Below are 13444 nucleotides of genomic sequence, written 5' to 3'. Positions count from 1 at the left end.
CTCGGAACCGGACACCGGTCCCGAGCCGCTTCCATGCGCGTGCCGTTGGGTCAGCGTTCCGAGGCGTAGCCCACGAAGCCCCTCCACGCGTCGCGCGTGAGCGCGAGCTGAGGGCCTTCGGTGTTCTTGGAGTCGCGGACATGCACGGTGCCGGGGGTGACGGCGAGCTCAACGCAGGAGTTGCCGTCGTTGCCGCCGCTGTAGCTGCTCTTGAACCACGCCAGCTCGGAGGCGTCCCCGGCAGTGGTCTTGCGGATCATGTTTCTCCCAGCAGTTGCTCAATGAAGGCCGGCGACTCCCCTGGCGAGAGCGCCTGAGCCCGGATGGTGCCATACCGCAGCTCAAGAATGCGCAGGTGCTTGGGGTCGGAGATCGGCCGGCCGTTGAACGCGCCATCGGAGCGACCTACGGCCGTGCCGTCCGGGAACTTCAGCAGTTCGATCCGACCGTCCAGGCCGGAGTGGGTCTTGCAATTCATCGGCATCACCTGAAGCACGACGTTGTGCAACCGCCCCACCTCCAGCAGACGTTCAAGCTGCTGACGCCACGCCATTGTGCCTCCAATGGGACGCCGCAGGACCCCCTCTTCCAGGACGAAACTGAGCGCCGGCGCAGGTGAGCGCTTGAAGACCGACTGCCGGGCCAGTCGAGCGGCCACCATGCGTTCCACGTCGTCGGGCGAGTACGGCGGCTGCGCTGCCCCGATCACGGCTCGTGCGTGCTCAGGCGTCTGCAACAACCCAGGGACGATGTGACACTCGTACAGAGCAATCTCGACCGCCTTGGCCTCCAGCTTGCCCAGTGCCCGCACGCTCTTCGGGTACCGGACCTTCCGCACGTCCTCCCACGTCGCCGAGATGAGCCCACCTGCGCGCAACACCTCGTCCGCCTTGTCGAGGTACTCCTGCCGGGGAATCCTCTTCCCACCCTCGATCTTGTAGACCAGGTCCTCCCCGTACCCCATCGCCACCCCGAACTCGGCGGCCCGCATCCCGACCGCTTCCCGCCGCAGCCGCAACTGCCGCCCCACGGTGGTGATGACGGCGACTCCCCACTCGTCGTCCGGATCCACCTCCCACCCCGGCTCGTCCGTCCCTTCCCCGAGCCGTACCGCCCCACCGTCCACCGACATGCCGCACCCCTCCGTAGTCCCGCGCCGTACCGCGACGCCCTACCCCTACGAACGGTGCCGACGGCCCGGACAGCACCGGACAAGCAGCCGACAGTCACCATACGCAACCACTCAGTCACTCCTCACGGTAGGCGCACTCGGCCACTCTGAGTGACGTGAATCAGGAAATCGCCGACCTCACGGCCGAACAGAGCGTCCAGTTCCCCAACTTCAGCGTGCTTCTGTCGTCCACACGGCGAGGCGCCCGCCTCGCACGCCTGCTCGCCGAGGCGCAGCTGCGCCGCTGGGGGCTGCCCACGGAGCCCGCGAACCACCTCGTGGCCGAGCTGGCGGCCAACGCCATCACGCACGGCCGCGTCCCCGGGCGGGACTTCCGGCTGACGCTCTACGTGATCGGCGACACGCTCCGTATCGAGGTCGCCGACACGCGCGGTGACCGTCTTCCCGCACCTCAACAGCCCGCCGAGGACGCCGAGTCGGGCCGTGGCCTGCTCATCGTGACCGCGCTCGCGGACCGCTGGGGCGTGAGCGAGGACCGGTTCCCGCGCAAGCGGGTGTGGGCCGAACTGCGCTGCTCACCACCGGAACCCGCCCCCACGAACTCCGGTGCCGAAGGCGGTCTCTTTTCCAAGAACTCGTGGGAGAAAGAACCCCACCGAGCCCCACCCCTCCCGCCCGTCGCGGGCGGTCACTCGGGCGGGTGAACATCACCGGCTCAGCTGGATTTCGCGTCCCCCAACTGCCCTACGCTCAGCGCACACAACCCCACACATGCATCGGCCCCCGGCCGGGACTAGCGATCCCGATCGAGGGCCTGACCACCGAGGAAGAACGGACCTTCCTGATGGGTACCCACGACCCTAGCGTGCCCCCGCACGCCCAGTCAGCCGTTGCCGCCGACGAACCCCACTCCCGGGCGAATCCACGCACACGTACCCGCCCGCGCGGCTACGGCGTCACCCACGACAACACCCGCCACACCACCCGCTTCACGGTGATCGGCAACCACCTCGCCCAGCATCCCGAGTTGTCGGGACTCGCCATCGGGCTGGCGGTGCACATCCAGTCCCTCCCCACCGGCGCCCCCGTCGACATCAAGACCCTGACCGCCCGCTTCCCCGAAGGGCCGACCCGGATCGCGGCCGCCCTGCGCGAGCTGGAGACCCACGGCTACCTGCGCCGCACCCGCGAACGCACCGAGACCGGCCGCATCGTCACCCGCACCGTCTCCTGCAACCAGCCGGGCCACCGACACGACCGCGACGCGTCCGAAGCGCTGCCGCCGGGGCCCCCGGCCCGCCGCGCGGCCACCGCCCCGCAGCAGAAACCCGCACGCCGCGCAGCCCTCCCCGCCGTACCGAAGCCCGCGTACACCTCCCCCGCCCTGCTCAAGGCGGCCACCGAAATCCTCGCCGGCCTGCGCCGCACAGACCCCCGCCTGCTCCTCTCCGCCACCGACGCCGAGCACCTCGCACCCGGTGTCGCCGCGTGGCTGGAACGGGACCTCACCCCGACCGCCGTACGCCACACCCTGACCAGCGGCCTGCCGCCGGAGCCCCTGCGCCGCCCGGCCGCCCTCCTGGCCCACCGCCTCACCGCCCAGCTCCCACCCCTGCCGCCGTTCCGCGCCCCCGAGACACCCCCGCCCGTCCGGCACCCACTCCGCAACTGCGAAACCTGCGACCGCGGCTACCGAGGCCCCGACCCGCACAACTGCCAGGGATGCACGTCGACGGAGCAATTCTCCGGAACCGTCGGCAACCTCGAAGCCGCCCCAGCAGGAGGACCCGTACCGCCCCGGCCCCGACCGATGTGACGACGTTCTCCGACACCTGCGCGGTAGCGGCACAAACGAGATTTTTTGACAAGTCGGGCGCTCTCGCCTTGCCCATACCAGCGAGGATATATAGCGTGGAATACATTAAGGGCTCGCGATACACCATCGAAGTCGAACCCGAAGTCGAGAAATGGCTGGACTCCCTGACGCCACACGAACACGGCCGCGTGATGTTCTACGCCGATCTCCTCGCCGACTTCGACGGCGTACTCGACGAGCCCTACAGCCGTCACCTGGGCGGCAAGGTGCGAGAGCTCCGGTTCCGGCTCGAACAGCGGCACTATCGCATTGCCTACTGGCTCGCACCGAACCGGCGCATCGTGCTTCTCACCGTCTTCGCCAAGACACAGCGACAGGAAACCGCCGAAGTACAGCGCGCTCTCGCCGCCCAGAAGGAGTGCGAAGCCCAACATCCGCCCGCCCACACCGTCTACGACCGCTTCCCGGAGGCCACGCCATGAGCCACTCCCGTTGGGACATCACCGATGCCGACCGCGCGCAGGAGGGGTACCAGGAGGCCCGCCGCGCCTATCTGTTCGGCAAAGCCGTCCGTGACCGCCGTACCGCCCTGGGTATGACACAGACACAGCTCGCTACGCGAGCCGGCATGACCCAGGCCGCCATCTCGCGTCTGGAGCACGGGGGTTCCACTCCCACCATCCCCCTCCTCGAACGTCTGGCTACCGCTCTCGACTCCACCCTGCACCTGGACATCGCACCCAACAGCAACCTTTCGGTGGCGTTCACCCCCCAGGCGGCCTAACAGCGAGAAGAGAGGAAACTAGTGGCCGTGGACCTCTCCTTTTACAAGTCACCCCTCTCCGAGGAAATCCGCGAGGAGGGCCGAGCCGAGGGCAAGGCGCGCCGCGCCGCCGAGGATGTCCTGGACATCCTGGAAGTGCGCGGCATCGACGTCCCCGAAGCGGCCCGGGAGCGCATCACCGGCTGTGGCGACCCCGAGATCCTGCGCCACTGGCCGCGGCGTGCCGTCACAGCCTCGACGGCCGAAGACGTCTTTACGGACGAGTAACCCCAGACCTCAGCAAAAAGACCGACCCGGTACGCGGACGTCTGGAGGTAGGGCGGTGAACGGCGAGAGCTGGCGGGAGCGCAGGCGCGCGCTCCTGAGGGACGACCCTACGGCTGCCGAGAGGGCCGCACGTCTTCTCACCGAGATGGGCACAGAGGAACGGAACGACGCGGAGATCGAAGCCGAGCATAGGGCGGTCTTCCTCGCCGCGATACGCGAGTACGTCGGTCAAGGACATGAGCTGATCGCCCGTCCCGAGCAGACCCCTGATGCCTTGCGCGCCGCCCTCGCCGTCGTCGCCCCGGGCCGTCTGGACGAGATGCAGGCCACGAAGGACGACGCCTTCGCCAAAGCGGTCGAGTGGCAGTCTCTGAGCCCCGTGCGGAGCTGGGTCCTCACCTGGGCCAGGGATATCGAGATCGCCCGCCGCCCCGACCTGTCCTCCCGCTTCACTCACGCGCAGAACAGGTTGGAACACGAGGACCCTGCCACCGCTCGGGAAGCGCTGCGCGAGCTGAGCGCCGTCCTGGACGAGGCCGTGAAGGCAGTACGCGGCTGAGCCGGGAAACTGAGAGCCCGACCCCGGGATCCAGCCACCCGTCCGTCTGACGGAGAGGACTGCAGAAGATGGTCGCCACTTACTTCCCCGGCCGGGGAACCCTCTTCGAGGAAACGTACCTGGAGGGCAAGGCGGAAGGCGAGGCGACGGGCGAGGCGAAGGGTGAAGCCAAGGGCGTCCTGCGCGTTCTCGAGGTGCGCGGTCTCCGTGTCTCGCACGATGCCCGTGAGCGCATCGCCTCCTGCACCGATCTCGATCGCCTGGCCGACTGGCTGGACCGGTCCGGCACGGTCAAGCGCACGGAAGACCTGTTCGTCGGGAATCCGGAGAGCTCCGAGGACAGCGCCGGCAATGCCTGAGCCCCCGCACATCCCACTTCCGCGGAAGTGTCGGGGCGAGCTGCGGTCACGGCATACAGACGGAGCGGCCCGGAACCCTCACCGGATCCGGGCCGCTCCGTCTCCGTAGGTCCTTGCGTCAGCTCGCCGCTCCCGACGGTGGCTGCGATGCGGTCGGCCGGGGGCCGTCCTGGCCGTCGTTGGTCGCGCTCGGGTCGACGCCCAGGGTCAGTTGGGCGCGGACGCCGCGGGCGATGTGCTTCGTGTCGTACCGGAGGTGGAGCAGGCCGCCCTCATTGCCGTTGCCCGGGTAGATCCCGTCCTCGTCGAGAGTCGTACGGGTCACGACATTGGTGGAGTACGGCTCCACCGACTCCGTGAGCGACACCGACTCCTCGTCGAAGAACAACTGACCGGTGTGGCAGGTGCGGCCCCCCTCGTAGCCGGAGTCCGTCCACTTGCCGTCCACATGGACCTTGACGTGGATGTGCACGCAGCGGCCCTGGTACCAGCCCGGGAAGACCGTGCGGAAGGTGACCTGGCCGTTCCGGTCCGTGTGCCAGGTGCCGCGCAGGAAGCGCTCGTCGTCCGTCGGCTCCTGATGCCCGCCGCCCTGGCCAGGACCGTCGGTCGGCGGCTCACCGGTGGGCATGCCCGAAGGCGGGGGGCCCGTAGGAGCCGGGCCACCGCCGCCGTTGCCGCTGTCCTCGTAACCCGAGTAGACGCCCACCGCGTTGCAGTGCCAGATGTCGACGGCCGCGTTGCGCAGGGGCCTGCAGCTCTCGGCGTCGATCACCTTGAGTGTGAGGGTCAGCGGGATGCCGTCCTGGTCCTCGGTGACGTCCCGTCGAAGCTTGTCGGCGTCGATGTAGTAGGGGCCCTCGACCAGCTCCGAGGTGAGCATGTAGCAGCTCTCGACCGTGGTGGCCTTGGTGGCCGCAGCCGCCTCGCCCGCTGCGGCGTTCAGCGCCGACGAGCCAGCCAAGCCCACCGCGGTCACCGCCGCGCCGCCCGCCAGCAGCACCTTGCGGCGCGTCAGGTCCGAATGGGATGAGGGTGCCTTGTTGTCCGTCATGGCCCGCGAAACTAGGCAGGATTCCTGTCAGCCGGATGAGAAAACAGCACCTGCCCGCCATGTACGAACGAGAAGACTCGAAACCGACGCCGGTTTCGAGCATTCCCGCCCGCCTGTGCCCTACTACTTCGGCTGCGGCTTGCGTACCGACAGGTGGAGTTCCCTCAGACGCGACTCGTCCAGCTCGGTCGGGGCGCCCATCATCAGGTCCTGGGCGTTGCCGTTGAGCGGGAAGGCGATGGTCTCGCGGATGTTGGGCTCGTCCGCGAGAAGCATCACGATGCGGTCGACGCCCGGCGCGATGCCGCCGTGCGGCGGGGCGCCGAAGCGGAACGCGCGGAGCATGCCCGCGAACTTGTCCTCGACGGTCTCACGGTCGTAGCCCGCGATCTCGAAGGCCTTGAGCATGATGTCCGGCTCGTGGTTGCGGATGGCGCCGGAGGACAGCTCGACGCCGTTGCAGACGATGTCGTACTGCCAGCCCAGGATGTCCAGCGGGTCCTGGGTCTCCAGGGCCTCAAGACCGCCCTGCGGCATCGAGAACGGGTTGTGGGAGAAGTCGATCCCGCCCGTCTCCTCGTCCTTCTCGTACATCGGGAAGTCGACGATCCAGCAGAAGCGGAAGACGTTCTCCTCGAACTGGCCGGCGCGCCTGGCGGTCTCCACCCGCACCGCACCCATGATCTTCGAGACCTCGTCGAACTCGCCCGCGCCGAAGAACACCGCGTGGCCGGGGGCCAGGGAGAGCCGCTTGGTCAGCTCCGCGACGTTCTCCTCGGTGAGGAACTTCGCGATCGGGCCGGTCAGTGCGCCGTCCTCGCCGACGCGCACCCACGCCAGGCCCTTCGCGCCCTGCTCGACCGCGTACTCGCCGAGCTGGTCGAAGAACTTCCGCGGCTGGCCGGCGGTGTCCGGCACCGCCAGCGCGCGCACGTGCTTGCCCGCGAACGCCTTGAACTCCGAGCCCGCGAAGACGTCCGTGATGTCGACGAGCTCCAGCTTGGCGCGCAGGTCCGGCTTGTCGGAGCCGTACTTCAGCATCGCCTCGCGGAACGGGATCCGCGGGAAGGGCGAGGTGACGTGGCGGCCGCCGCCGAACTCCTCGAAGAGCTCCGTCATGAGCTTCTCGATCGGCTGGAAGACGTCCTCCTGCTCGACGAAGCTCATCTCGACATCGAGCTGGTAGAACTCGCCCGGCGAACGGTCCGCGCGGGCGTCCTCGTCACGGAAGCAGGGCGCGATCTGGAAGTAGCGGTCGAAGCCCGAGATCATCAGCAGCTGCTTGAACTGCTGGGGTGCCTGCGGAAGGGCGTAGAACCGGCCCGCGTGGACCCGGGAGGGGACCACGTAGTCGCGCGCGCCCTCGGGGGAGGTGGCGGACAGGATCGGCGTCGCCATCTCGTTGAAGCCCATCGCCGACATCTTGTGGCGGATGGCGGAGATGACCGCCGTGCGCAGCAGGATGTTGCGGTGCATGCGCTCGCGGCGCAGGTCCAGGAAGCGGTACTCCAGGCGCCGCTCCTCGTTGACCCCGTCCTCGGTGTTGATGGTGAAGGGGAGGGGCTGAGCCGCGCCGAGCAGCTCGACCTCGGTCACCTCGACCTCGATCTCACCGGTCGGCAGGTCCGGGTTCACGTTCTCGGTTCCACGTGAAACAACGCTGCCGTCGACGCGGACCGTGGACTCCTTGGAGAGCTTGTCCAGGGCCTCGTACGCGGGCGTGCCCGGGCGGGCGACGAGCTGCGTGATGCCGTAGTGGTCGCGCAGATCGATGAAGAGGATGCCGCCCAGGTCTCGCCGATTGTGCAGCCAGCCACTCAGCCGGACGTCGGTGCCGACGTCAGAGGCGCGGAGCTCGCCGCAGGTGTGGGACCTGTACCGATGCATCGTCGTTCATCCAGTCTTCGCGGATCGGGGATCACCGGGCGGGCATGGCCCGGACCTACCAAGCGTACCGGGCGGCTCAAGATCGGCTCCCCACAATAAGGAGCCGTCCCCGGCCGGTCCCGGGCGGCTGGAGGACCGCAAGGCCGTACGCCATCGGTGGCAGTGTCCGAGAAGACCACGCTCAGGGAAGCCCAGGTGCGCGCCCGCCTCCACCCGGTCGACTGGAACGAGATCACCGGCGTCGTGCGGCTCGCCGCCGCCGAGGACAGCCTCGCCGAGGTGCGCATCCGCATCATGGACGAGCACAACCGGATCATCCGCGTCGTGCGCAGCCGCTCCAAACCGGCCTTCGACGCCCGCAAGAGGGCGTACAAGCTGATCGGCACCCTTCAGGAGGTCGCCGAGCCGACACCAGGTTCCCCCGCGGGGCGACGGGCGGTCACCGGCGACTGGCGGCGCTCCCGGGAGGCCTTCCTGCTCGACGCCGGCCGGGTGCTGGCCGAGGTCAGCGGGGAGAAGGGGGAGCGGCGGCTGCGGGTGGAGGTCACCGACGCCGGCGACGACCTGCCGCACAAGCGCCGGCCCGGCGAGCTCGCCTCCTCCGGGCGCGGACTGGTGCTGATCGAACTGCTCGCGGACGCCTGGGGCGTCGTGCCGCGCGGCAAGGGCAAGAGCATCTGGTTCGAGCTGTACGAGTCCTCGGCGGCCGGGTGAGCCGCCCTTCCGGGTGAGCCGCCCTTCCGGGTGAGCCGCCCCCGGGTGGCCCCTACGGCGCGGCCGCGTACCGTGCCCGCAGTTCGTGCGCGGTCCCGAAGGCCGCCGCCGTCAGCGGCACCGCCAGCAGCATCCCCACGATCCCGGCGACCGACGCGCCCCCGGTGATCGCCAGCAGCACCGCGGCCGGGTGCATCTGCACGGTCCGGCTCTGGATCACCGGCTGGAGCACGTGCCCCTCCAGCACCTGGACCGCCAGCACCACCCCGAACGCCCACAGTCCGACGACGAGGCCGCGGTCGGCGAGGGCGACCAGCACGGACACCGTGCCGGAGAGGAAGGCGCCCAGGTAGGGGAGGTAGCCGCCGACGAAGACCAGCGCGCCGAGCCCGAGCGCGCCGGGCACCCTCAGCAGGAGCAGGCCGACGGTGATGCACGTGGCGTCGATCAGCGCGATGAGCGTCGTGCCGCGCATGAAGCCCTCCACGGCGGCGAAGGCCCGCCGGGCCATGGCCTCCGCGGTGTCGCCGCTCCCGCGCGGGGCGAGCGTGCGCAGAACGGCGGCGGCCTTGTGCGAGTCGCGCAGGAAGAAGAACACGAGCAGCAGGGCCAGTACGGCCATGGCGATCGACTCGCCGACCACGCTGACCCCGCTGATGACGTTGGAGGCGGCCGTCCCGGCGAACTTCTCCAGCAGCCGTCTGCCGTTGGAGGCGAGGTCGTCCAGCGAGGTCCCGGCCGCCCCGAAGTGGGTGGCGAGCCACTGCGCGGCCTTCCTGAGCGAGGCGAGGATCTGGTCCCCGCTGTCGATCAGGGCGGCCGCCACGATGTACACCACTCCGCCGACGAACACGACGACCGCCGCACAGGTGATCCCGGCGGCGAGCGACCGGTTCATCCCCGTGCCCGCGAGCCGCCGGAAGAGCGGTCGCAGCAGCGCTGTGCCGAGCAGTGCCAGCAGCACCGGGATCACCGCGGTCCGGAAGACCACGCACAGCTCGACCCCGATCCACACCACCCCGGACACCAGCAGAAAGGCGGCGCACCAGGCGGCGAGACGCCGGACGGGCTCGGGCAGCAGCGGGGCGGGGGCCTGCACGCCTCCAGACCACCACACCCCGGACGTGCTGTCCTGCACGGACGGTCCACCCGGGTGACACGGCGTCAGCTACGGGCGGTACGTGGGCCGGCACGGGAAGGGCCCCGTCCGCAAGTGGACGGGGCCCTCGCGCCGGGCGGCCGGGCAGCCGGGCGACCGGACGGCGGGGTGAGGCCTACAGCCCGCCCTCGCTCATCCCGTGGACCGCGGGGATCGTGCCGAGGCGGCCCTTCTTGAAGTCCTCGAAGGCCTCCATGAGTTCCTCCCGGGTGTTCATGACGAAGGGGCCGTAGTGGGCCATCGGCTCCCGGATCGGCTGCCCGCCGAGGAGGACGACCTCCAGGTCGGGCGTGTGCGAGTCCTGCCGCTCGTCCGCGCGGACGGTCAGCGAGGAACCGGCGCCGAAGACCGCGGTCTGACCCAGGTGGATCGGCCGGCGCTCGGCGCCCACGGTGCCGCGTCCCGCCATCACGTACGCCAGGCCGTTGAAGTCCTCCCGCCAGGGCAGGGTGACCTCCGCGCCCGGCGCCACCGTCGCGTGGATCATCGTGATCGGCGTGTGCGTGATGCCGGGGCCCGCGTGGCCGTCCAGCTCACCGGCGATGACCCGCAGCAGCGCGCCGCCGTCGGGGGAGGTGAGGAGCTGGACACTGCCACCGCGGATGTCCTGGTAGCGCGGCGCCATCATCTTGTCCCTGGCCGGCAGGTTCACCCACAGCTGGAGGCCGTGGAAGAGGCCGCCGGACACCACCAGCGACTCCGGCGGGGCCTCGATGTGCAGCAGGCCGCTGCCCGCCGTCATCCACTGGGTGTCGCCGTTGGTGATGGTGCCGCCACCGCCGTTGGAGTCCTGGTGGTCGAAGGTCCCGTCGATGATGTAGGTGACGGTCTCGAAGCCACGGTGCGGGTGCCAGGGGGTGCCCTTGGGCTCGCCCGGCGCGTACTCCACCTCACCCATCTGGTCCATCATGATGAACGGGTCGAGGTGGCGGTAGTTGATCCCGGCGAACGCCCGGCGCACCGGGAAGCCCTCGCCCTCGAAGCCGCTCGGCGCGGTCGTGACGGTGAGCACGGGACGTGCCACGGCGTCTGCGGGCGCTGCCACACGGGGCAGCGTCAGCGGGTTCTCGACGGTCACTGCAGGCATGTCGGTTCCTCCTTGTGCGGCCACTTTAGTTGAGCGTTGAACTTTCTGCCAGCCCCAACAGAAGAAGCCCGGAGGGCATTCCCTCCGGGCTCCAGGGCACCCACGTGCCGGCTCCTAGCCGTACATCCGGCGCATCGCGAAGTCGACCATCTGCTCGACCGCCTTGGCGTCGAACACCATCCGGTGCTCGCCCTCCATGTCGACCACGAAGCCGTAGCCGGTCGGCAGCAGGTCGATCACCTCGGCGCCGGTGATCACGAAGTACTTGGACTCCTTGCCCGCGTACCGGCGCAGCTCCTTGAGCGAGGTGAACATCGGGATCACCGGCTGCTGGGTGTTGTGCAGCGCCAGGAACCCGGGGTTGTCGCCGCGCGGGCAGTACACCTTGGAGGTCGCGAAGACCTGCTGGAAGTCCTCGGCGGCCATCTGCCCCGTGGTGAAGGCGCGCACCGCCTCCGCGAGCGAGGGCGGCGAGGGCTCGGGGTAGGCCGGAGCCTGCTGGCCGTACCCGCCGACACCGCCGGGCATCTGCTGCTGCGGAGGGACGTACCCCTGCTGTGCCGCCCCACTGTCCATCGGCTGGCCGTATCCGTACATGAGCCACAGCGTACTGACCCGCACGAGGGCTCGGTCACACATGGCGGGATCGGGGTTGCTTCTTATTACCGACGGGTAGCATCATCGGAGCTACTAGTTGGTACGTGAACCAGATGCGAGGAGTCAGTGCCTCGCCAAGCCCTCGACGGGAGCCGTGGCCATGGGGCACTACAAGTCGAACCTCCGCGACATCGAGTTCAACCTCTTCGAAGTGCTCGGACGCGACAAGCTGTACGGCACCGGTCCGTTCGAGGAGATGGACGCCGACACCGCCAGGAGCGTCCTGGAGGAGCTGACCCGCCTGGCGGAGAACGAGCTGGCGGAGTCCTTCGTCGACGCCGACCGCAACCCGCCGGTGTTCGACCCCGAGACGAACACCGCGCCGGTCCCGGCAGCCTTCAAGAAGAGCTACAAGGCCTTCATGGACTCCGAGTACTGGCGCCTCGGCCTGCCCGAGGAGATCGGCGGCACCACCGCTCCGCCGTCCCTGATCTGGGCCTACGCGGAGCTGATCCTCGGCGCCAACCCGGCGATCTGGATGTACTCCTCCGGCCCGGCGTTCGCCCGCATCCTCTTCGACGAGGGCACCGAGGAGCAGAAGAAGATCGCCTCGATCGCGGTCGAGAAGACCTGGGGCTCCACCATGGTGCTCACCGAGCCCGACGCCGGCTCGGACGTCGGCGCCGGCCGCACCAGGGCGGTCCAGCAGGAGGACGGCTCCTGGCACATCGAAGGCGTGAAGCGCTTCATCACCTCCGGCGAGCACGACATGGAGGAGAACATCCTCCACTACGTCCTCGCCCGCCCCGAGGGCGCGGGACCCGGCACCAAGGGCCTGTCCCTCTTCCTCGTCCCGAAGTACCTCTTCGACTTCGAGACCGGCGAACTCGGCGAGCGCAACGGCGTCTACGCCACCAACGTCGAGCACAAGATGGGCCTGAAGGCCTCCAACACCTGCGAGATGACCTTCGGCGACCGCCACCCCGCCAAGGGCTGGCTGATCGGCGACAGGCACGACGGCATCCGCCAGATGTTCCGCATCATCGAGTTCGCCCGCATGATGGTCGGCACGAAGGCGATCTCCACGCTGTCCACCGGCTACCTCAACGCACTGGAGTACGCCAAGGAGCGCGTCCAGGGCCCCGACCTGGCGAACTTCATGGACAAGTCCGCGCCCAAGGTCACCATCACCCACCACCCCGACGTGCGCCGCTCGCTGATGACGCAGAAGGCGTACGCGGAGGGCATGCGCGCCCTCGTGCTGCACACCGCCGCGGTCCAGGACACCATCGCGGTCAAGGAGGCGAACGGCGAGGACGCCTCGACCGAGCACGCGCTCAACGACCTGCTCCTGCCCATCGTCAAGGGCTACGGCTCCGAGAAGGGCTACGAGCAGCTCGCCCAGTCGCTGCAGACCTTCGGCGGCTCCGGCTTCCTCCAGGAGTACCCGGTCGAGCAGTACATCCGGGACGCCAAGATCGACACCCTCTACGAGGGCACCACGGCCATCCAGGGCCAGGACTTCTTCTTCCGGAAGATCGTCCGCAACCAGGGCGCCGCGCTGAACTCGATCGCCGAGGACATCAAGGAGTTCCTCGCCCTCGGCACCGGCGGCGAGGACCTGGCCGGCGCCCGCGAGCACCTCGCCAGGGCCGCCGCCGAGCTGGAGGGCCTCGTCGGCCTGATGCTGACCGACCTCGCGGCCACCGAGAAGGACGTCAAGAACATCTACAAGGTGGGCCTGAACACCACCCGCCTGCTGCTCGCCTCCGGTGACGTGATCGTCGGCCACCTGCTGCTCAAGGGCGCCGCGATCGCCGCCGAGAAGCTCGAGACGGCCTCCTCGAAGGCTGTGTCCTCCAAGGACGCGGCCTTCTACCAGGGCAAGATCGCGGCGGCGAAGTTCTTCGCGGCCAACGTCCTGCCGGGCGTCACCCTGGCCCGCAAGGTCGCCCAGAACGTCGACCTGGACCTGATGGAGGTGGACGAGGCCGCCTTCTAGGACGGGCCCCGGACCGGGCGCCGCCCG

Annotated in this window: 14 protein-coding genes and 2 pseudogenes; 9 read left to right on the top strand and 7 right to left on the bottom strand. The window is 69.3% G+C overall.

All coding sequences use genetic code 11. The features are described 5' to 3' along the window. Window positions 1–50 precede the first annotated feature (50 nt). Window positions 51–260 carry a DUF397 domain-containing protein gene (locus CG719_RS10770; RefSeq protein ID WP_100568335.1) on the bottom strand — a complete coding sequence of 70 codons (210 nt, stop codon included), beginning with the start codon at window positions 258–260 and terminating at the stop codon, window positions 51–53. Then, window positions 257–1132 (bottom strand): helix-turn-helix domain-containing protein, encoded by an 876-nt coding sequence (locus tag CG719_RS10765; protein ID WP_100568334.1) that lies wholly within the window; start codon window positions 1130–1132, stop codon window positions 257–259. The genes CG719_RS10770 and CG719_RS10765 overlap by 4 nt, the downstream gene beginning before the upstream one ends. 146 nt (window positions 1133–1278) lie before the next feature. Here CG719_RS10765 and CG719_RS10760 point away from each other — a divergent pair. From CG719_RS10760 to CG719_RS10730, 7 genes and pseudogenes are all read left to right on the top strand, one after another. Then, window positions 1279–1725 (top strand): annotated as a pseudogene (locus CG719_RS10760) (ATP-binding protein); the annotation flags it as partial. 251 nt (window positions 1726–1976) lie between these two features. Continuing rightward, window positions 1977–2948, top strand: a complete 972-nt coding sequence (locus CG719_RS10755) for a helix-turn-helix domain-containing protein (protein WP_234375513.1) — start codon at window positions 1977–1979, stop codon at window positions 2946–2948. A 104-nt stretch (window positions 2949–3052) separates the two neighbouring features. Then, a complete protein-coding gene (locus CG719_RS10750) occupies window positions 3053–3430 on the top strand; it encodes a type II toxin-antitoxin system RelE/ParE family toxin (RefSeq protein WP_100568579.1) in 378 nt (125 codons plus the stop codon). Next, window positions 3427–3732, top strand: a complete 306-nt coding sequence (locus tag CG719_RS10745; protein WP_100568332.1) for a helix-turn-helix domain-containing protein — start codon at window positions 3427–3429, stop codon at window positions 3730–3732. The genes CG719_RS10750 and CG719_RS10745 overlap by 4 nt, the downstream gene beginning before the upstream one ends. A gap of 21 nt (window positions 3733–3753) precedes the next feature. After that, window positions 3754–3999, top strand: coding sequence for a hypothetical protein (locus tag CG719_RS10740; RefSeq protein WP_100568331.1), 246 nt, complete (start codon window positions 3754–3756; stop codon window positions 3997–3999). A gap of 145 nt (window positions 4000–4144) precedes the next feature. Beyond that, window positions 4145–4558: a hypothetical protein gene (locus tag CG719_RS10735; RefSeq protein ID WP_234375512.1), complete on the top strand. Its 414-nt coding sequence runs from the start codon at window positions 4145–4147 to the stop codon at window positions 4556–4558. A 68-nt stretch (window positions 4559–4626) separates the two neighbouring features. Further along, window positions 4627–4917: a hypothetical protein gene (locus tag CG719_RS10730; RefSeq protein WP_100568330.1), complete on the top strand. Its 291-nt coding sequence runs from the start codon at window positions 4627–4629 to the stop codon at window positions 4915–4917. A 118-nt stretch (window positions 4918–5035) separates the two neighbouring features. Here the strand turns inward: CG719_RS10730 and CG719_RS10725 are convergent, their stop codons facing one another. Both CG719_RS10725 and aspS read right to left on the bottom strand, forming a co-directional pair. After that, a complete protein-coding gene (locus tag CG719_RS10725) occupies window positions 5036–5971 on the bottom strand; it encodes an intradiol ring-cleavage dioxygenase (protein WP_100568329.1) in 936 nt (311 codons plus the stop codon). Between the two features lie 123 nt (window positions 5972–6094). Continuing rightward, entirely contained in the window at window positions 6095–7858 is a 1764-nt protein-coding gene (gene aspS, locus CG719_RS10720; RefSeq protein ID WP_100568328.1) for an aspartate--tRNA ligase, read from the bottom strand. Window positions 7859–8023: 165 nt separating this feature from the next. Here aspS and CG719_RS10715 point away from each other — a divergent pair. Beyond that, a pseudogene (locus CG719_RS10715) lies at window positions 8024–8362 on the top strand (phosphatase); the annotation flags it as partial. A 262-nt stretch (window positions 8363–8624) separates the two neighbouring features. Here the strand turns inward: CG719_RS10715 and CG719_RS10710 are convergent. From CG719_RS10710 to CG719_RS10700, 3 genes are all read right to left on the bottom strand, one after another. After that, a complete protein-coding gene (locus CG719_RS10710) occupies window positions 8625–9710 on the bottom strand; it encodes an AI-2E family transporter (protein WP_234375511.1) in 1086 nt (361 codons plus the stop codon). A gap of 136 nt (window positions 9711–9846) precedes the next feature. Further along, a complete protein-coding gene (locus tag CG719_RS10705) occupies window positions 9847–10818 on the bottom strand; it encodes a pirin family protein (protein WP_100568327.1) in 972 nt (323 codons plus the stop codon). 114 nt (window positions 10819–10932) lie between these two features. After that, window positions 10933–11415 carry an SseB family protein gene (locus tag CG719_RS10700; RefSeq protein WP_100568576.1) on the bottom strand — a complete coding sequence of 161 codons (483 nt, stop codon included), beginning with the start codon at window positions 11413–11415 and terminating at the stop codon, window positions 10933–10935. Window positions 11416–11575: 160 nt separating this feature from the next. Here CG719_RS10700 and CG719_RS10695 point away from each other — a divergent pair, with 160 nt between their 5' ends. Next, complete coding sequence (locus CG719_RS10695; RefSeq protein WP_100568326.1) at window positions 11576–13417, top strand: acyl-CoA dehydrogenase; 1842 nt, start codon at window positions 11576–11578, stop codon at window positions 13415–13417. Window positions 13418–13444: the final 27 nt, after the last annotated feature.

The organism is Streptomyces sp. CB01373 (assembly GCF_002803075.1).
Lineage (GTDB): Bacteria > Actinomycetota > Actinomycetes > Streptomycetales > Streptomycetaceae > Streptomyces.
This window is presented reverse-complemented; position numbering and strand designations above follow the sequence as displayed.